This window comes from Mycobacterium parascrofulaceum ATCC BAA-614, assembly GCF_000164135.1.
Lineage (GTDB): Bacteria > Actinomycetota > Actinomycetes > Mycobacteriales > Mycobacteriaceae > Mycobacterium > Mycobacterium parascrofulaceum.
In genome coordinates, this window is record NZ_GG770553.1 from 1,899,366 (window position 1) to 1,918,879 (window position 19,514).

Below are 19,514 nucleotides of genomic sequence, written 5' to 3' on the forward strand. Positions count from 1 at the left end.
GCCGGTGGCCGCTCCCGCGGCGGGCGGCCCGCTGTCGGAGGAGCCGGCCGCCCGGGCGCTGCTCACCGTCCTGGCGGCCACCGCCGACGGGCTCGACGGCGAACGCGCCCTGGCGTTGCTGACCGGCCCGATCGGTGGCGTCGACCCGGTCTCGCTGCGGCAGCTGCGCCGAACGCTGCAGCGCGCCCACCCCGATCGGGCGCCGGGGGATTTTGCGGACCTGCTGGCCGACACGTTGGCCGGTGCCGCGCCGCCTGTGGGTCCGCAATTCCGCCCGGTGCAGCGGGTGCGCGCGGTGCTGGATGCCGCCGCGCGCTGCCATCGCGCGGGCCAAGACCCGCGCTACACCCTGTGGGCGGCGTGGCACCGATCCGGCCTGCAGCGGCGCTGGCTGTCGGCCGCCGAGCGCGGCGGCCCCGCCGGCGCGCAGGCCACCCGCGACCTGGACGCGGTGACCGCACTGTTCGACATCACCGATCAGTACGTGTCGCGCACGTCGGGCGCGTCGTTGCGCGGGCTCGTCGACCACGTCGCCGCGCTGCACCTGCCGGGCGTGCGCCAGGAGCCGGTGTCAACCGTGGAGCAGGTCCGGGTGCTCAGCGCGCACGCCGCGCTGGGACACGAATGGGACCTGGTGGTCATCGCCGGGCTCCAGGAGGGGTTGTGGCCCAACACGGTTCCGCGCGGCGGTGTGCTGGGCACCCAGCGGCTGCTGGATGTGCTGGACGGCGTCACCGGCGACGCGTCGGTGCGGGCGCCGCTGCTGGCCGAGGAGCGGCGGCTGCTGGTGGCGGCGATGGGCCGCGCGCGCCGCCGGCTGTTGGTGACCGCCGTGGACGGCGACCCGGGCGGCGCGGACGGGGAGGCGGCGCTGCCGTCGACGTTCTACTACGAGGTCGCGCAGTGGGCCGGCGACGACGCCGATGCCGCAGCGTCGCAACCCGTTTCGGCGCCGCGGGTGCTGTCGGCGGCGGCGCTGGTCGGCCGGCTGCGCGGTGTCGTGTGCGCCCCCGACGGCACCGTGGATGACGCCGATCGCGCCTGCGCGGCAACGCAATTGGCGCGCCTGGCCCGCGCCGGCGTGGCGGGCGCCGACCCGGCGAGCTGGCACGGCCTGGTCCCCGTCAGCACCGCCGAACCGCTGTGCGGCGGCGACGATGCCGTGACGCTGACCCCGTCGACCCTGCAGATGCTCAACGACTGCCCGCTGCGCTGGCTGGCCGAACGCCATGGCGGCACCAACCCGCGTGCTCTGCGCTCCACGATCGGTTCGTTGCTGCACGCCCTTCTCGCCGAACCGGGGCGCACTGAGTCCGAATTGCTGGCCGAGCTGGACCGCGCGTGGCGGCACCTGCCCTTCGAGGCCGAGTGGCATTCGGCGAACGAGCTGGCGCGGCACCGCGCGATGATCGAGGCCTTCCTCGAGTGGCGGGCGCAGACCCGGGGCGCGCTGACCGAGGTGGGCGTCGAGGTCGAGATCGACGGTGCCCTGGCGGCGTCCGGTGATCGGGGGGAAGTCCGGCTGCGCGGCCGGGTCGACCGGTTGGAGCGCGACGCCGCCGGCCGGCTGGTCATCGTCGACATCAAGACCGGCAAGACCCCGGTCAGCAAGGACGACGCCCAACAGCACGCCCAGCTGGCGATGTATCAGCTGGCGGTGGCCGAGGGCTTGGTCGACGCGGGCACCGAACCCGGTGGCGCGCGGCTGGTCTACCTCGGCAAGACCGGGGCCTCCGGTGTCACCGAACGCGAGCAGGACCCGCTGACACCGGCCGCGCGCGACGAATGGCGCCGGCTGGTCCGGCGCGCGGCCGAGGCGACCGCCGGGCCGCGGTTCGTCGCCCGGCGCAACGACGGCTGCTCGCACTGCCCGCTGCGGCCCTCGTGCCCCGCCCACGCCGACGGGGCGGCGCAATGATCCCGCGCTTCAGCCCCGCCGAATTGGCCGATGCGCTCGGACTTTTCCCGCCCACCGAAGAGCAGGCCGCCGTCATCGCCGCCCCGCCCGGGCCACTGGTCGTCATCGCGGGCGCCGGTGCCGGCAAGACCGAGACCATGGCCGCGCGGGTGGTGTGGCTCATCGCCAACGGCTACGCCGAACCCGGCCAGGTGCTGGGCCTGACGTTCACCCGCAAAGCCGCCGGACAGCTGCTGCGCCGCGTGCGGTCCCGGCTGGCGAGGTTGGCCGGCGTCGGCTTGGGGCCCGACGGCCCGGCCCCCGCGGAACCGGCGGGCGCCCCGACGGTCAGCACCTACCACGCGTTCGCCGGTTCGCTGATCCGCGACTACGGGTTGTTGCTGCCCGTCGAGCCCGACACCCGGCTGCTCGGCGAGACCGAGCTCTGGCAGCTGGCCTTCGACGTGGTCAGCGGGTACCGGGGGGAGCTGCGCACCGACAAGACGCCGGCCGCGATCACGTCCATGGTGCTGCGGTTGTGGGGCCAGCTGGCCGAACACCTGGTCGACACCCGCCAGCTCGGCGATACCCACGTGGAGCTGGAGCGGCTGATCCACACCCTGCCGGCGGGCCCCTATCAGCGCGACCGCGGCCCCAGCCAGTGGCTGCTGCGCCTGCTGGCCACCCAGACCCAGCGCGCCGAGCTGGTCCCGCTGCTGGACGCGCTCGACGCGCGCATGCGCGCCGCCAAAACCATGGACTTCGGCGTCCAGATGGCCAGCGCGGCACGGCTGGCCGCGAATTTCCCGCAGGTCGGCGAGGAGCTGCGCGGCCGCTACCGGGTGGTGCTGCTCGACGAGTACCAGGACACCGGCCACGCCCAGCGGGTCGCCCTGTCGGCGTTGTTCGGCGGCGGCGTGGACGACGGGCTGGCCCTGACGGCGGTCGGCGACCCGATTCAGTCGATCTACGGCTGGCGGGGCGCCTCGGCGACCAACCTGCCGCGCTTTGCCACCGACTTCCCCCGGGCCGACGGCACGCCCGCCCCCGTCCTGGAGCTGCGGACCAGCTGGCGCAACCCGCCACGCACCCTGGCACTGGCCAACGCCATATCGGCGGAGGCGCGCCGCCGGTCGGTCGCGGTGCGCCCGTTGCGGCCGCGTCCGGACGCCCCGCCCGGGACCGTCTGTTGCGCACTGCTTCCCGACGTGCAGGCCGAGCGGGAGTGGATCGCCGACGAGCTCGCCGCGCGGTACCGGGCGGCCCAGGCCGACGGCGCGGGCCCGCCGACCGCCGCCGTCCTGGTGCGCCGCAACGCCGACGCCGCCCCCATCGCCGACGCCCTGCGCGCCCGCGGGCTCCCCGTCGAGGTCGTCGGGCTGGCGGGGCTGCTGTCGGTCCCCGAGGTGGCCGACGTCGTCGCCATGCTGCGACTCGTCGCCGACCCGACCGCGGGCGCGGCGGCCATGCGGGTGCTCACGGGTCCACGCTGGCGCCTCGGGGGCCGGGACATCGCCGCGCTGTGGCGGCGCGCCCGGCAACTCGGCGAAGGCCCGGGCGGGGAAGGGTCGCCGGAATCAATCGCGCTCGCCGCCGGCCACGACGCCGACACCCCGTGCCTGGCCGACGCGCTCGCCGACCCCGGCCCGGCCGACGGGTATTCGGCCGCGGGATATCGGCGCATCACCGCGTTGGCCGCCGAACTGCGCGCGCTGCGCGGCCACCTGGGTCACTCCCTGCCCGATCTGGTCGCCGAGGTGCGCCGCGCGCTGGGCGTCGACTGCGACGTCCGCGCCGCGGCGGGAGCGAACGCGGGCTGGGCCGGCACCGAGCACCTCGACGCGTTCGCCGACGTCGTCGCCGGTTACGCCGAACGGGTCGAACTCGCGGGCGCGGCCGACCGCTGCCCAACGGCGTCGGTGGCGGGCCTGTTGGCGTTCCTGGATGTGGCGGAAACCGTCGAGAACGGTTTGCCGCCGGCCCCATCGGTGGCCGCGCGCGACCGCGTCCAGGTGCTCACGGTGCACTCCGCGAAGGGGCTGGAATGGCAGGTGGTGGCGGTGGCGCACCTGTCGGGCGGCGTCTTCCCGTCGGCGGCGTCCAGGACCACCTGGCTCACCGACGCGGCCGAGCTGCCGCCGCTGCTGCGGGGCGACCGGGCCGCGGCGGGGGCACTGGGCGTACCGGTGTTGGACGTCTCGGCTGTCACCAATCGAAAGCAGTTGTCGGACACGATCTCCGAGCATCGCCGCCAGCTCGACCAGCGGCGGGTCGACGAGGAGCGCCGGCTGTTGTATGTCGCCGTCACCCGGGCGGAGGACACCCTGCTGGTGTCGGGTCACCATTGGGGAGCCACCGGGATCAAGCCGCGCGGGCCCTCGGACTTCCTGTGCGAAATCAAGAACGTCATCGACCGTTCGGCCGCGGCCGGGGCGCCCTGTGGGGTGGTGGACCAATGGGCGCCCGCGCCGGCCGACGGCGACCCGAACCCGTTGCGTGACAACACCGTCGAGGCCATCTGGCCGGCCGACCCGCCGGCCGGCCGCCGCGGCGATGTCGAACGCGGCGCGGACCTGGTGGCCCGGGCGATGTCGGGCGACCCGCAGGAGAACACTGTCGACGTCGAGGGCTGGGCCGCCGACGTCGACGCCTTGCTCGCCGAACGCGCCCGGTCGGCGGAGCCACCCAGCCGGGCGTTGCCCGGGCAGCTGTCGGTCAGCGGCCTGGTGGACCTGGCCCGCGACCCCGCCGGCGCCGCGCAGCGGCTCAGGCATCGGCTGCCGACCCGGCCCGATCCGCATGCCTTGCTGGGCAACGCTTTTCACGCCTGGGTCCAGCGGTTCTACGGAGCCGAGAGCCTGTTCGATCTCGCCGACCTGCCGGGCGCGGCGGACGCCGACATCGGCGACACCCCCGAGCTGGGCGCGTTGCGGGCGGCATTCACCGAATCGCCGTGGGCGGCGCGCACCCCGATCGCCGTCGAGGTGCCGTTCGAGATGCCGATCGGTGAGACCCTGGTGCGCGGACGCATCGACGCGGTGTTCGCCGACCCCGACGGCGGTGCCACGGTCGTGGACTGGAAGACCGGCGAGCCGCCGCGCGGGCCGGAGGCCATGCGCCAGGCCGCCGTGCAGCTCGCGGTGTACCGCTTGGCGTGGGCCGCGCTGTCCGGGATGCCGGAATCGTCGGTGCGGACGGCCTTCTATTACGTGCGTGCGCGCGCCACGGTGGCCCCCGGTGATCTGCCCGCCCCCGCCGAACTGGCCGGGTTGCTGGCGGGCCCCGCCGCCGGGTGACCCGCGCTGGCCGAGTACCGGGCTCGCGGTCGTGGTTACATTGAGTCGTGCTGTCTCCCGCGCTGGCGTCGAGCCGATGACGGACCGCCGTGCGCAACGGTAGATCCCGCCAACTGAACGGTCTGGACGAGGCGCTGACCGCGCAGCGAGGCCACCAATTGGTCGGCGTGGTGCGCATCCCCGAGGACCACGCCAGCCCCATCCGCGTCATCACCCGCCGCGTGGCCATCGCGCTGGTGGTGCTGATCGCCGCGGCCGTCATCGTCTACGTCGACCGCAACGGGTACCGCGACGTGCGGGGCCAGCCGCTGACCTTCCTGGACTGCCTGTACTTCTCGGCGGTGTCGCTGTCGACGACCGGGTACGGCGACATCACCCCGTTCACCGAGACCGCGCGTTTGGTGCACACCCTGATCTTCACCGCGCTGCGGATCGCGTTCCTGGCCGTGTTGGTCGGCACGACCCTCGAGGTGCTCTCCGAGCGGTCCCGCCAAGGGTGGAAGATTCAGCGTTGGAGGAGCAGAGTGCGCAACCACACGATCGTGATCGGCTACGGCACCAAGGGCAAGACGGCGGTCGCCGCCATCCTCGGTGACGAGGCCGCCCAGGGCGACGTCGTCGTCGTCGACACCGACCGCACCGCTCTCGAGCACGCCGCCACCGCGGGGCTGGTCACCGTGCACGGCGACGCCACCAAGGCCGACGTGCTGCGGCTCGCCGGGGCGCAGCACGCCGCGTCGATCATCGTCGCCACCAGCCGCGACGACACCGCCGTCCTGGTGACCTTGACGGCACGCGAGCTCGCCCCCAACGCCAAGATCGTGGCGTCGATCCGGGAGGCCGAGAACCAGCACCTGCTCCAGCAATCCGGCGCCGACTCCGTGGTGGTCTCCTCGGCGACCGCCGGCCGGCTGCTCGGCCTGGCCACCAGCACACCCAGCGTCGTGGAGATGATCGAGGACCTGCTGACCCCGGACGTCGGGCTGGCGATCGCCGAGCGGGAGGTGGAACCGACCGAAGTCGGCGGCTCGCCGCGGCATCTGCGCGACATCGTCCTCGGCGTGGTGCGCGACGGCCGCCTGCTGCGCATCGGCGCGCCCGAGGTGGACGCGGTCGAGGCCAACGACCGGCTGCTCTACATCCGCCACGCGGGGCACTAGTGGCGATCGCGAGAGCGGCGATGCCGGTCGAAGCGGGTCGCCACGGGGCACTAGTGGCGATCGCGAGAGCGGCGATGCCGGTCGAAGCGGGTCGCCACTCGGGGAGGCACTAGTGGCGATCGCGGACTTTCGGCTGCGGGAGGTTCCGTTGCTCTCGCGCGTCGGGGCCGACCGGGCCGACCAGTTGCGCACCGACGTGGAGGCGGCCACCGCCGGCTGGGCGGACGCGGCACTGTTGCGGGTGGATTCGCGCAGTCAGGTGCTGGTCGCCGACGGCCGGGTGGTGCTCGGCTCCGCGGCCAAGCTGGCCGACAAGCCGCCACCGGAGGCGGTGTTTCTGGGACGCATCGACAACGACCGGCACGTGTGGGCCATCCGCGGCGCCCTCGAGGCGCCCGAGGACCCGGACGTGCGCGCCGAGGTGGTGAACCTGCGCGGCCTTGGCGCGATCCTCGACGACACCAGCAGTCAACTGGTCTCGTCGGCCGTGGCGCTGCTCAACTGGCATGACTCCGCGCGGTTCAGCTCGGTGGACGGCTCGCCGACCCGGCCGGCGCGGGCGGGCTGGGCGCGGGTCAATCCCGTCACCGGCCACGAGGAGTTCCCGCGCATCGACCCGGCCGTGATCTGCCTCGTCCACGACGGCGGCGACCGCGCGGTGCTGGCCCGCCAGGCGGTGTGGCCGGAGCGGATGTTCTCGCTGCTGGCCGGGTTCGTCGAGGCCGGTGAATCGTTCGAAGCCTGCGTCGCCCGCGAGATCCGCGAGGAAATCGGGTTGACCGTCCGCGACGTGCGCTACCTGGGCAGCCAGCCGTGGCCGTTCCCGCGTTCACTGATGGTCGGCTTCCACGCCATCGCCGACCCGGGCGAGGGCTTCTCCTTCAACGACGGGGAGATCGTCGAGGCGGCCTGGTTCACCCGCGACGAGGTGCGTGAGGCGCTGGCCGCCGGCGACTGGTCCAGCTCCGCCGACTCGAAACTGCTGCTGCCGGGATCCGTTTCGATCGCGCGCGTGATCATCGAATCCTGGGCGGCGGTCGACTGATCCGGCGCCGCTACTTGATGCGGCCGGTCACCGTCTGCAGGAGGTTGTTGGCGACCTGCTGGGTCGGTTCGATGCCGAGCACGCCGACGGACACCAGCACCGACGACCTGACCGTGTACAGGTGGACCCATCCGTCGGAGTCGAGCTTGAGCGTCTCGGTGTCCGGCTTGTTGAGCGCGAAATCGTAGGCGCTGTGGTGCAGGGAGATGCACTGGTCCAGGGTGGAGTGCAACTGGTTGAGGGCCCCCCGCGCGGTGGCCGCGTCCGGATAGACCACGACGGCGTTGGTGACCTCGTTGATCGGCGCGATGCCGCCCGGCCGCAAGTCGTCGGTCGAGCCGCTGTAGCCGACCGAACGATACTCTTTCCACCCGCCGGCGAAGGTGAGGTCCGTGGCTCCCACCGCCCGGCACGGACCCGGCGGATTGCCGACGGTCTCCCGCGGCGGATCGTCGCGGTCGGCATACGAATACGGTTGCAGGCCTTCGAAATTGGCGATGCGGCGGGCCTCGTCGAGGCTGATGACCAGCGACTCGGCGTAGGCGTGGGCGGAAGGGGCCCCCGTCGTGCCGGTCGGGGAGTGCGAGCACGCCGCGGCCACGCAGGCGATCGCGGCCCAGGCCGCCCCGGCCGCCGACAGACGCCGGAGCGAACGGCCGGACCGAAGACTCGACGCCATGGTCCCCAATGTTAAGGCCCGGGTCGGCGGCGGGCGTGGCACATGGTCGGCGCCGGCGGCGTGTCGGTGTGGCCCCGCGGCCCTATCCGGCGCCCGCTTCGGCCAGCTTGGCCTTGACCTCGGCCGCGCTCGGGTTGGTCAGCGTCGACCCGTCGGCGAACTTCACCGTCGGAACGGTCCTGTTGCCGCCGTTGACCGAGCCGACGAACTCGGCCGCCGCGGGGTCGTGTTCGATGTCCACCGCCTCGTAAGGGATTCCGTTGGACTTCAACACGCTCATCAGCCGGTGGCAGTAGCCACACCATGACGTCGTGTAAACGGTGATCGGAGCAGTGGTCATAGCTCGTTAACGTAGCCGGGCGGCGATGTGTTCCGCGCCGCGGCGCCGCGACAACTCGCCGACGCGCGCTGGGCGGGGGCACCTTTGTCGGCCGCCGCTGCCAAGATGGACGCCATGCCGATGGTCGCCGACGCCCTGACCGCCGGACTGGACGACGAGCAGCGCGAGGCGGTGCTGGCTCCGCGCGGACCGGTGTGTGTCCTCGCGGGCGCCGGAACGGGCAAGACCCGCACCATCACCCACCGGATCGCGCAGCTGGTGGCGAGCGGCCACGTGGCCGCCGGGCAGGTGCTGGCGGTCACGTTCACCCAGCGGGCGGCGGGAGAGATGCGTTCCCGGCTGCGGACGCTGGACGCCGCCGCGGGCACGGACACCGGCGTCGGCGGGGTGCAGGCCCTGACGTTTCACGCCGCCGCGCACCGGCAGCTGCGGTACTTCTGGCCGCGGGTGGTCGGTGACACCGGCTGGCAGCTGCTGGACACCAAGTTCGCGGTGGTGGCGCGGGCGGCCAGCCGCAGCCGGATCAACGCCAGCACCGACGACGTCCGTGACCTGGCGGGGGAGATCGAGTGGGCCAAGGCTTCGCTGATCGGCCCCGAGGAGTACCCGGCCGCGGTGGCCGCCGCGGGGCGGGACATCCCGCTGGACGCCGCCCGGGTCGCCACCGTGTACGCCGCCTACGAGGCGCTGAAGGTCCGCGACGAATCGGTGACGCTGCTCGACTTCGACGATCTGCTGCTGCACACCGCGGCCGCCATCGAGAACGACGCGGCCGTGGCCGACGAGTTCCGCGGCCGCTACCGCTGCTTCGTCGTCGACGAATACCAGGACGTCACGCCCCTGCAGCAGCGGGTGCTTCAGGCGTGGCTGGGCGACCGCGACGACCTGACCGTGGTCGGCGATGCCAACCAGACCATCTATTCGTTCACCGGGGCCTCGCCGCGGTTTTTGCTCGACTTCTCGCGCCGCTACCCCGACGCCACCGTGGTTCGCCTGGAGCGCGACTACCGCTCCACCCCGCAGGTGGTGTCGCTGGCCAACCAGGTGATCGCCGCCGCGCGTGGCCGGGTGGCCGGCAGCAAGCTGCACCTGGTGGGGCAGCGCCCGCCGGGTCCGGCGCCGTCGTTCCGCGAGAACCCCGACGAACCGGCCGAGGCCGCCGCGGTCGCCGCGTCGATCGCCCGGTTGATCGAGGCGGGCACCCCGCCGTCGGAGATCGCGGTGCTGTACCGGGTCAACGCCCAGTCCGAGGCCTACGAGGAGGCGCTGACCGAGGCGGGCATCCCCTATCAGGTCCGCGGCGGCGAGGGATTCTTCACCCGCCAGGAGATCAAGCAGGCGCTGCTGGCGCTGCAGCGCGCGGCCGAGCGCGGCGCCGAGGGTCCGCTGCCGGCCGTCGTGCGGGCGGTCCTGGAGCCGCTGGGGTTGACGGCCGAGCCGCCGGTCGGCACCCGCGTCCGCGAGCGCTGGGAGGCGCTGACCGCGCTGGCCGAATTGGTCGACGACGAGGTGGCCCAGCGCCCGCAGCTGGACCTTGCGGGCCTGCTGGCCGAACTGCGGCTGCGCGCCGACGCGCGGCACCCGCCCGTGGTGCAGGGCGTCACGCTGGCCTCGCTGCACGCCGCCAAGGGCCTGGAGTGGGATGCGGTGTTCCTGGTCGGGTTGGCCGACGGCACGCTGCCCATTTCGCACGCGTTGGCGCACGGCCCCGAAAGCGAGGCCGTCGAGGAGGAGCGCCGGCTGCTCTACGTCGGGATCACCAGGGCGCGAACGCATTTGGCCCTCAGCTGGGCGTTGGCCCGCAGCCCCGGCGGACGGCAGGGCCGCAAGCCGTCGCGGTTCCTCAACGGGATTGCGCCGCAGGCGCGCGCCGACGCCGGCCCCACCAAATCCCGGCGCAACCGGGGCCCGGCGGCGCGCTGCCGGGTCTGCAACAAGGACCTGGCCACCGCCGCGGCGGTGATGCTGCGGCGCTGCGAAACCTGTGCGGGCGACGTCGACGAGGAATTGCTGCTGCGGCTCAAGGCGTGGCGGCTGGACGTCGCCAAGGAGCAGAAGGTGCCCGCGTACGTCGTCTTCACCGACAACACGCTGATCGCGATCGCCGAGTTGCGCCCCGGCGACGAGGACGCGCTGATCGCGATCCCGGGCATCGGCGCGCGCAAGCTCGAGCAGTACGGGCCCGACGTGCTGGAGCTGGTGCGCGGCGGCTGACCGGCAAAGGCGCAGGTCAGAAAATCGTTTGTCCCGGGCATCCGCGACGGTTTACCCTCGAAGCTGCGTTCTGGCACGACGAAGGGAGGTGGCCACGATGATCAACGACGCGTTCGGTATGGACGTGGCCGCCGCGGCGGCCACGTTGAAGCATGCCGCCCACAGTGCCGACGCTGCCGGTTCGGCAAAGGCGTTGAAGCATCGCGCCGCCGCCGCGACGAACGCGTCCGCAGGACTCGAGGTCCACCGAATGGCTACGTAACACCCCGGTTTTCACCGAATGGCCACGGACCCGAAGTCAAGGATCCGTGGCCACAGTCTTTTCGGGCGCGAGCCCGCTCCCCGGTCCGGATCACCGAAGATCAAAGCCCCGACCAGGAAGCAGGTGAGCAGGACATGTCGGCACTGACAGTCTCCAGGCAGCCGTCGTCGCCGGTGTTGCCGTGTCACGCCGGGGACCCGGACCTCTGGTTCGCCGATATCCCGGCCGACCTCGAGCGCGCCAAGGCGCTCTGCGCGGGCTGCCCGATCCGGCGCCAGTGCCTGGCGTCAGCGCTGGAGCGGGCCGAGCCGTGGGGCGTGTGGGGCGGCGAAATCCTCGACAGGGGCTCGATTTTGAGCTTCAAACGGCCGCGCGGACGCCCGCGCAAAGACGGCGTCGCGGCCTAGACGATCGCGCTGTCCGGCTCGGCGAAGCCGGGGATCAGCTCCTCGGAGAGCGCCTTGATCGGCACCCGCGCGTCCAGCTGGCACAGGATGGCGGCGACCGACGCGATGACGCGCATCGGGATGGCCAGCTTGGGCGGCAGGTCCATCTGCCGGGCCGTCTTGATCTGCGACACCGACCGGTCGATCTGGCCCACCGTCATCCGCTGCAGCCACTTGCGGGTGTAGTGGAAAACGTCGACCTCGATGGGCTCGACGTACTGGCGCAGCATCTCGTCGATGTCGCGCACCGACACCTGCTGGCCCTTCTGGATGAAGCCCACCTTCTCCATCGTCGGCAACAGCAGGTCGTAGTTCTTGTCGCGGGCCAGGCGGATCGTCATGCCGAGTTCGATGGGGTAGCCGCCGGGCAGCGGCGCGACCGCGCCGAAGTCGATGACGCCCATCCGGTCGTCCGGGAGCAGCATGAAGTTGCCCGGGTGCGCGTCACCGTGCAGCATTCCCAGCCGGCGCGGCGCGTCGAAGGTCAGCTCCAGCAACCGGGTGCCGATCAGGTCGCGCTGCTCGCGGGTCCCGTCGCGGATGATCTCGGCGAGCGGCAGCCCCTCGATCCACTCCTGGACGACGACCTTGGGCGCGCTGGCCACGACGTGTGGTATCGCGAAGTGCGGGTGGCCTTCGTAGGCCTTGGCGAAGGCGCGCTGGTTGTCGGCCTCCAGCCGGTAGTCGAGTTCCATCTCGGTGCGCTCGACGAGTTCGTCGACGATGCCCTGGACGTCGGCGCCGGGGGCGAGCTGTTTGACGACGCCCACCATCCGCTGCATGGTCTTGAGGTCGGCGCGCAGCGCCTCGTCGGCGCCCGGGTACTGGATTTTGACGGCCACCGGGCGGCCGTCGGCCCAGACCGCCTTGTGCACCTGGCCGATGCTGGCCGAGGCGATGGGCTTGTCGTCGAACGAACTGAACCGCTCCCGCCACTTGGTGCCCAGCTGGCCGTCGAGCACGCGGTGCACCTTGTTGGCGGGCAGCGGCGGGGCGTCCTTCTGCAGCTTGGTCAGCGCCTCGCGGTACGGCTCGCCGTACTCGTCGGGGATGGCGGCCTCCATGACCGACAGGGCCTGGCCGACCTTCATCGCCCCGCCCTTGAGCTCGCCCAACACGGTGAACAGCTGGTTGGCGGCTTTCTCCATCAGCTCGGCCTGGACTTCGTCCCGCGACTTGCCGGTCAGCCGTTTACCGAAGCCGAGAGCGGCCCGGCCCGCGAAGCCGACCGGGATGCTGGCCAGCTTGGCGTTCCGCGCCGCACGGCCGCGTTTGATGTCTGCCACGCATCCATCATCCATGACGGCCGGCCCCGCTCGCGCTTGATCTTCGCAACACCCGGTACCCGGCGGCGTCGCGCCCTAGGTTGTCCCCCATGGCAGCAAAGCAATCGCAGCACGACGCGGCGGACTCCCTGTTCAGGGCGATCATCGAGACGCTGGACAAACACCGCAACGACGGCACCTTGACCGCGGAGGTCCTGCACGAGCTCGCCACGGCCTACGGGTCGGTGTCGGCGAACGTCCCGGAACAGGGGCGGCTGGGCTAGGTTTCAGCACGCACACAGCGGGTGCCGGGTCCAGTGCCGCGCGACGATCGCGCCGGCAACGAGGTCGAATTCCAGTGTGGCGTTCAGCGTTTGGGGCGGGACCGCCTCCTGCCGGCGGACGGCGGCGATCACCCGGTTGACCTGGCTGAGCGCGAGCGCGGCGGTCGCCAGCAGGGTGGCCCGGTCGGCGACGCCGATGGTTTCCCGCAGCTGCGCCGAGATCGCCGGCCACGCGGCGTCGCGGTCCCGACGGTGCAGGTCGGCGCAGGTCAGACAGCTCGTCGTGCCCGGGATGACCAGCGGGCCGACCAGCCCGACGCCGTCGCGGACCCGGACCGGCAGGTGCGGGACGCCCCGGGCGTGCAGGTCGCGGACCATGCGCGGATCGGCGACCAGGTAGTCGGACAGCACGACCAGGTCGACGGCGCCGGCCGTCACGCCGGCGTGCGGCTGGCGGCTGTGGGCGATGCGGGCGCCCGAGCAGCGCAGCGCCTCGACGAGCAACTCGGAGAGCGGCCCGCGGCCGTGGATCCGGATGGACGGCGCCCTACCGCGCGACTTCGCGCATTCGGTCGCGACGCCCGCGCCGACCAGCCGGGCGACCAGGTCGGTCAGCCCCCGGCGTCGCGCAGGCCGCGGTCGGCGGCCCGCCGCTGGAGTTCCGGGAGCGGCATCGGTGACCGCATGGACCGCAGCAAGGCGGCCAGCTCCGCGGCCGCCAGGCCGCCGGGCGGACGGACCAGCACGGCGCGGCGCGGATCCCAGCCCACCTGGACCGCGCCGTCGGGCCGCAGCAACACCGGCATCGCCGGGTCCAGCGCGTAGAGAGTCTGCGGCATGAACGCCGACTGTGCCACGCCGGAGGCGATGGGCCCGGTCAGTTATCCACAGCACCGCCGGCGGACCCGAGGATCAACAGCCCGGGCGTTGCCGTGGGCTCGAACTGGCCGTAACCGTCAGGGTTGTTCGGCCGGCGGCGGTGGCGGCGGGCATGGCTTGCCGCCGCGGACCCCGATGATCGTTCCGGTCGTCGTCGTGACCGGTCCGACCGTCACGCCGCAGGGCCAGTTGGCTATGTTGCCGGGATCATTCGGGTCGGGGGCCGGGTCGGCGTGCGCGACCCCCGCGCTGAACGCCAGGGCGGCTGTCGCGAGCCCCGCAGCGATGATTGGTTGTTTCCGCATTTCCCCACCTATGTCTAGCGTCCGTTGGCCAGCATCGCGTTGCCAGCCTAAGGCATCGGGCCGAGGCGGGCGACCCGTGCGGGAAGTCTCGATCGACTCTGGAGCGGTGCCGTGGACGATGCGCGAAATGCGTTGTGCGCGAATGTCTCGTCGTACGGGCTGACCGCCGCAGTCAGCCGTCGACCGGGCCGGCGCCCGGGTCCTCGGGATTTTCCTCGAGCTTGGCGATCGCCTCGTCGATGCCGCTGGTGTCGCCGCCGATCACCCGGTCGATGAAGCCGGCCGGCTCGTCGAGATCCTCGGCGTCGGGCAGCAGGTCGGGGTGTTGCCAGATCGCGTCGCGGGCGTCCACGCCGGCGGCCTCGGTGAGGCGCTCCCACAGCGCGGCGGCCTCCCGCATCTTGCGGGGCCGCAGCTCCAGGCCCACCAGCGTGGCGAAGGTCTGCTCGGCCGGGCCGCCGGTGGCGCGGCGGCGGCGCAGCGTCTCGCTGAGCGCGGCCGCGCCCGGTATCCGATCGCCCAGGGCCGCGGTCACCACCACCTGCACCCAGCCCTCGATCAGCGCGAGCAGCGTCTCCAGGCGTTCCAGCGCCTGCGTCTGCGCCGGGGTGGCCTTCGGCTCGAAAACGCCCTGCCCCAAGAGGTTTTCGATGGCGGCCGGGTCGGACAGCGTCGCCGGGTTGAAGTCGCGGGCCAGCTCCTCGATCCCGCTCATGTCGATCTGCATGCCCCGCGCGTAGGCCTCGACGGCGCCCAGCACCTGGCTCGACAACCACGGCACGTGGCTGAACAGCCGGTGGTGGGCGGCCTCGCGGGCGGCGAGGAACGTCAGGATCTCGCTGCGGGGCTGCTCGAGTCCGGCGGCGAACGACTCCAGGGCGGCGGGCAGGACGGCGGCGACGCCCTTGGGCCCCAACGGCAGGCCGATGTCGGTCGACGTCAGCACCTCGCGGGACAACCGGCCCAGGGCCTGGCCCAGCTGGGAGCCGAAGGCCATGCCGCCCATCTGCGACATCACCGCCATCAGCGGGCCGGCCATGCTCTTGGCCTCCTCGGGCAGCGACGACGCCCACACCGTTGAAATCTGTTCTGCCATCGGGTCGCACAGCCGCTTCCAGGTCTGCAGGCTGTTGTCGACCCAGTCGGCCGGGGTCCAGCCCACCGCCTTGGTGGTGCCGGCGGGCAGCGCGGTGGCGCCGTCCAGCCAGGTCTCGGCCAGGTGCACGGCGTCGGCGATCGCCGAGTGCGTGGTGTCCGGGATGGGCGCGACGAACCCGATCGAGTTCGTGGCCACCCGGCGGGCCAGCTCGTAGTTGACCGGTCCGGCCGGCTCGCCCCCGCCCATCACGGTGCCCGCACTGGAAAACATCTGGCCCAGCTGGGTGAAGATCTGTCCCAGGTCGCCCATGCCGAATGCGCCGAACGGATCGGAGCCGCCGGAGCCCGAATTGGGATCTTTCTTCCCGGGTTTGTCGGGGTCTTCCCCTGAGGAGAAGCCGAAAGGCAGGTCAGCCATACCGTCAACGGTACTCACCGGCGGAACCGGGCGGGCGGTCTCGGGTCAGCTTGTGGCTGAACCGGCGGCGTGGTGCGCCGTCTAGTGTAATCGGCGTGAACAGGCGGATTCTGACCCTGATGGTCGCGCTGGTGCCGATCCTGGTCTTCGGCGTGTTGCTCGCGGTGGTGACGGTGCCGTTCGTCTCCCTGGGTCCCGGCCCCACCTTCGACACGCTGGGCGAGGTCGACGGCAAGCAGGTGGTGGCGATCGAGGGCACCGCGACACATCCGACCACGGGGCACCTGAACATGACCACGGTGTCCCAGCGGGACGAACTGACCCTGGGCGAGGCGCTGACGCTGTGGCTGTCGGGGCAGGAGCAGTTGGTGCCCCGCGACCTGATCTACCCGCCGGGCAAGTCGCGCGACGAGGTCGACAAGGCCAACACCGCGGACTTCAAGGAGTCGGAGGACAGCGCCGAGTACGCGGCGCTCGGCTACCTGAAATACCCGGCGGCGGTGACGGTCGCCAAGGTCAGCGACCCGGGCCCGTCGGCGGGCAAGCTGAAGAGCGGCGACGCGATCGACGCGGTCAACGGGACCCCGGTCGCCGACGTCGACCAGTTCACGGGGCTGTTGAAGAGCACCAAGCCCGGCCAGACGGTGACGATCGATTACCGGCGCAAGAACGAGCCGGCCGGCGTGGTGCAAATTACGCTGGGCGCGAACAAGGATCGCGACTACGGCTTCCTGGGTGTCGCCGTGCTCACGGCGCCCTGGGCGCCGTTCGTCGTCGACTTCAACCTCGCCAACGTCGGCGGGCCGTCCGCCGGCCTGATGTTCAGCCTGGCGGTGGTCGACAAGCTGACCACCGGTGACCTGACCGGATCGAAGTTCATCGCGGGAACCGGCACCATCTCCGCCGATGGGAAGGTGGGACAGATCGGCGGCATCACGCACAAGATGGTCGCCGCCCACGCCGCGGGCGCCACCGTGTTCCTGGTGCCGGCCAAGAACTGCTACGAGGCGAACTCGGACAACCCCTCCGGCATGCGCCTGGTGAAGGTGGAGACGCTCAGCCAGGCGGTCGACGCGCTGCACGCGATCACGTCGGGGGGTCAGGCGCCGAGCTGCTGAAGCTCGACGCGGATCGCGGGTCACGCGATGCGTAGAGTTGTCACCGTCGATCAACCAAGCAGGGAGCGTAGCCAGTGGGGATGCGGCCCACCGCACGGATGCCGAAGCTGACTCGGCGCAGCCGGATTTTGATCCTGATCGCACTGGGTGTGATCGCTTTGCTGCTCGCCGGTCCCCGGCTGATCGACGCGTACGTGGACTGGCTGTGGTTCGGTGAGCTGGGCTACCGCTCGGTGTTCACCACCGTCCTGGTCACCCGGTTCATCGTGTTTCTGGTCGCCGGGCTGTTGGTTGGCGGCATCGTGTTCGCCGGTCTCGCGGTGGCCTACCGCACCCGCCCGGTGTTCGTGCCGAGCAACGACAACGATCCGGTGGCCCGCTACCGCGCGGTCGTCCTCTCCCGGCTGCGGCTGGTGGGCATCGGCGTCCCGGTCGCGATCGGCCTGCTGGCCGGCATCATCGCGCAAAGCTACTGGGTGCGCATCCAACTGTTCCTGCACGGCGGGGACTTCGGCATCCGGGATCCGCAGTTCGGCAAGGACCTCGGCTTCTACGCGTTCGACCTGCCGTTCTACCGGCTGCTGCTGAGCTACCTGTTCGTGGCCACGTTCCTGGCCTTCGTGGCCAACCTGTTGGCGCACTACATCTTTGGCGGGATCCGGTTGTCCGGCCGCACCGGAGCGCTGAGCCGCTCGGCCCGCATCCAGCTGGTGACCGTGGTGGGGCTGCTGGTGGTGCTCAAGGCGGTCGCCTACTGGCTGGACCGTTACGAGCTGTTGTCGCACACCCGCGGGGGCAAGCCGTTCACCGGCGCCGGCTACACCGACATCAACGCGGTGCTGCCGGCGAAGCTGATCCTGATGGCGATCGCGCTGATCTGCGCGGCCGCGGTGTTCTCCGCGATCGTCCTGAAGGACCTGCGGATCCCGGCCATCGGCCTGGTGTTGCTGCTGCTGTCCTCACTGATCGTGGGCGCCGCGTGGCCGATGATCGTCGAGCAGATCAGCGTCAAACCCAATGCGGCGCAGAAGGAAAGCGAATACATCAGCCGCAGCATCGGGGCCACGCGGCAGGCGTACGGGCTGACGTCGGACGTGGTCACCTACCGCACCTACGCCGGCGACACGCAGGCCACCGCGCAGCAGGTGGCCGACGACCGGGCGACCACGTCCAACATCCGGCTGCTCGACCCGACCATCGTCAGCCCGGCGTTCACCCAGTTTCAGCAGGGCAAGAACTTCTACTACTTCCCCGACCAGCTGTCCATCGACCGGTACGTCGACCGCACCGGCGCGCTGCGCGACTACGTCGTCGCCGCCCGTGAACTCAACCCCGACCGGCTGATCGACAACCAGCGGGACTGGATCAACCGGCACACCGTCTACACCCACGGCAACGGGTTCATCGCCTCGCCGGCCAACACGGTGCGCGGAATCGCCAACGACCCCAACCAGAACGGCGGCTACCCCGAATTCCTGGTCAACGTCGTCGGCGCCAACGGCAACGTGGTGTCAGACGGCCCGGCGCCGCTGGACCAGCCGCGTATCTACTACGGCCCCGTCATCTCCAGCACGTCCGCCGACTACGCGATCGTCGGCCGCAACGGCGCCGACCGCGAATACGACTACGAGACCAGTGCCGAGACCAAGAACTACACCTACACCGGACTCGGGGGAGTGCCCGTCGGCGACTGGTTGTCCCGCAGCGTGTTCGCCGCCAAGTTCGCGGAGCGAAACTTCTTGTTCTCCAACGTGATCGGCTCCAACAGCCGGATCCTGTTCAACCGCGACCCGGCGCGGCGGGTGGAGGCGGTGGCGCCGTGGCTGACCACCGACAGCTCGGTCTACCCGGCGATCGTCAACAAGCGACTGGTGTGGATCATCGACGCCTACACCACGCTGGACAACTACCCCTACTCCGAACTCACCTCGCTCGAATCGGCCACCGCCGACTCCAACGAGGTGGCGTTCAACAAGCTCGCGCCCGACAAGCAGGTGTCCTACATCCGCAACTCGGTCAAGGCCACGGTGGACGCCTACGACGGCACCGTCACGCTGTACCAGCAGGACGAAGAGGACCCGGTGCTCAAGGCGTGGATGCAGGTCTTCCCCGGCACGGTCAAGCCGAAGAGCGACATCACCCCCGAACTCGCCGAGCACCTGCGCTACCCCGAGGACCTGTTCAAGGTGCAGCGGATGCTGCTGGCCAAGTACCACGTCAACGACCCCGTCACGTTCTTCTCCACGTCCGATTTCTGGGACGTGCCGCTGGACCCGAACCCGACGGCCAGCAGCTATCAGCCGCCGTACTACATCGTCGCGAAAAACATTGCGAAGCAGGACAATACGGCGTCGTATCAGCTGACCAGCGCGATGAACAGGTTCAAGCGCGACTATCTGGCCGCCTACATCAGCGCCAGCTCCGACCCGGCCACGTACGGCAGGATCACCGTGCTGACCATCCCGGGTCAGGTGAACGGGCCGAAGCTGGCCAACAACGCCATCACCACCGACCCGGCGGTGTCCCAGGACCTCGGCGTGATCGGTCGCGACAATCAGAACCGGATCCGCTGGGGCAACCTGCTGACCCTGCCGGTGGGTCAGGGCGGGCTGCTGTATGTCGAACCCGTCTACGCCTCCCCGGGGGCCAGCGACGCCGCCTCGTCGTATCCCCGGCTGATCCGGGTGGCGATGATGTACAACGACAAGATCGGCTACGGCCCCACCGTGCGCGACGCGCTGACCGGGCTGTTCGGCCCCGGCGCCGGGGCGGCCGCGACAAGCATCCAGCCGACCGAAGCCGGCGGTA

Annotated in this window: 15 protein-coding genes and 1 pseudogene; 10 read left to right on the forward strand and 6 right to left on the reverse strand. The window is 71.5% G+C overall.

What is annotated here, in order from left to right:
• The 4 genes from HMPREF0591_RS08925 to nudC all read left to right on the forward strand — a co-directional run.
• Positions 1–1,918, forward strand: a 1,918-nt coding sequence (locus tag HMPREF0591_RS08925; RefSeq protein ID WP_007168159.1) for a UrvD/REP family ATP-dependent DNA helicase, incomplete at its 5' end; no start/stop codon positions are given.
• On the forward strand, positions 1,915–5,193 hold the full coding sequence (locus tag HMPREF0591_RS08930) for an ATP-dependent helicase (protein WP_040622136.1): 3,279 nt from the start codon (positions 1,915–1,917) through the stop codon (positions 5,191–5,193). The genes HMPREF0591_RS08925 and HMPREF0591_RS08930, both read left to right, overlap by 4 nt.
• 89 nt (positions 5,194–5,282) lie before the next feature.
• Positions 5,283–6,353, forward strand: a complete 1,071-nt coding sequence (locus tag HMPREF0591_RS08935; RefSeq protein WP_007168161.1) for a potassium channel family protein — start codon at positions 5,283–5,285, stop codon at positions 6,351–6,353.
• A gap of 112 nt (positions 6,354–6,465) precedes the next feature.
• Positions 6,466–7,398 carry an NAD(+) diphosphatase gene (gene nudC / locus HMPREF0591_RS08940; RefSeq protein WP_007168162.1) on the forward strand — a complete coding sequence of 311 codons (933 nt, stop codon included), beginning with the start codon at positions 6,466–6,468 and terminating at the stop codon, positions 7,396–7,398.
• Positions 7,399–7,408: 10 nt separating this feature from the next.
• On the opposite strand, the gene HMPREF0591_RS08945 is transcribed toward nudC, so the two are convergent.
• Together HMPREF0591_RS08945 and mrx1 are read right to left on the reverse strand one after the other, a co-directional pair.
• Positions 7,409–8,077, reverse strand: coding sequence for a sensor domain-containing protein (locus HMPREF0591_RS08945; RefSeq protein WP_007168163.1), 669 nt, complete (start codon positions 8,075–8,077; stop codon positions 7,409–7,411).
• Positions 8,078–8,159: 82 nt separating this feature from the next.
• On the reverse strand, positions 8,160–8,417 hold the full coding sequence (gene mrx1 / locus HMPREF0591_RS08950) for a mycoredoxin Mrx1 (RefSeq protein WP_007168164.1): 258 nt from the start codon (positions 8,415–8,417) through the stop codon (positions 8,160–8,162).
• A gap of 114 nt (positions 8,418–8,531) precedes the next feature.
• Between mrx1 and HMPREF0591_RS08955 the strand changes: the two genes are divergently transcribed.
• From HMPREF0591_RS08955 to HMPREF0591_RS08960, 3 genes are all read left to right on the forward strand, one after another.
• Positions 8,532–10,631 (forward strand): ATP-dependent DNA helicase UvrD2, encoded by a 2,100-nt coding sequence (locus HMPREF0591_RS08955; protein ID WP_167310122.1) that lies wholly within the window; start codon positions 8,532–8,534, stop codon positions 10,629–10,631.
• A 97-nt stretch (positions 10,632–10,728) separates the two neighbouring features.
• Positions 10,729–10,893: a hypothetical protein gene (locus HMPREF0591_RS33030; RefSeq protein ID WP_007168166.1), complete on the forward strand. Its 165-nt coding sequence runs from the start codon at positions 10,729–10,731 to the stop codon at positions 10,891–10,893.
• A 134-nt stretch (positions 10,894–11,027) separates the two neighbouring features.
• Positions 11,028–11,300, forward strand: coding sequence for a WhiB family transcriptional regulator (locus HMPREF0591_RS08960; RefSeq protein WP_007168167.1), 273 nt, complete (start codon positions 11,028–11,030; stop codon positions 11,298–11,300).
• Here HMPREF0591_RS08960 and HMPREF0591_RS08965 read toward each other — a convergent pair.
• The gene (locus HMPREF0591_RS08965) at positions 11,297–12,640 is read right to left on the reverse strand and encodes a macrolide-binding ATPase MABP-1 (protein ID WP_007168168.1); all 1,344 of its coding nucleotides are present in this window, start codon (positions 12,638–12,640) and stop codon (positions 11,297–11,299) included. The genes HMPREF0591_RS08960 and HMPREF0591_RS08965 overlap by 4 nt on opposite strands.
• Positions 12,641–12,714: 74 nt before the next feature.
• On the opposite strand from HMPREF0591_RS08965, the gene HMPREF0591_RS33035 reads away from it, so the two are divergent.
• Positions 12,715–12,888: a hypothetical protein gene (locus tag HMPREF0591_RS33035; RefSeq protein WP_007168169.1), complete on the forward strand. Its 174-nt coding sequence runs from the start codon at positions 12,715–12,717 to the stop codon at positions 12,886–12,888.
• Between the two features lie 3 nt (positions 12,889–12,891).
• On the opposite strand, the pseudogene HMPREF0591_RS08970 reads toward HMPREF0591_RS33035, so the two are convergent.
• The 3 genes and pseudogenes from HMPREF0591_RS08970 to HMPREF0591_RS08980 form a co-directional block, all read right to left on the reverse strand.
• Positions 12,892–13,727, reverse strand: a pseudogene (locus HMPREF0591_RS08970) (cyclodehydratase).
• Positions 13,728–13,844: 117 nt separating this feature from the next.
• Positions 13,845–14,072 (reverse strand): hypothetical protein, encoded by a 228-nt coding sequence (locus HMPREF0591_RS08975; RefSeq protein ID WP_007168172.1) that lies wholly within the window; start codon positions 14,070–14,072, stop codon positions 13,845–13,847.
• 172 nt (positions 14,073–14,244) lie between these two features.
• A complete protein-coding gene (locus tag HMPREF0591_RS08980; protein WP_167310123.1) occupies positions 14,245–15,606 on the reverse strand; it encodes a zinc-dependent metalloprotease in 1,362 nt (453 codons plus the stop codon).
• Positions 15,607–15,683: 77 nt separating this feature from the next.
• Between HMPREF0591_RS08980 and HMPREF0591_RS08985 the strand changes: the two genes are divergently transcribed.
• Positions 15,684–16,706, forward strand: a complete 1,023-nt coding sequence (locus HMPREF0591_RS08985) for a YlbL family protein (RefSeq protein ID WP_007168174.1) — start codon at positions 15,684–15,686, stop codon at positions 16,704–16,706.
• 74 nt (positions 16,707–16,780) lie between these two features.
• A partial coding sequence (locus HMPREF0591_RS08990) for a UPF0182 family protein (protein WP_007168175.1) occupies positions 16,781–19,514 on the forward strand: 2,734 nt, incomplete at its 3' end.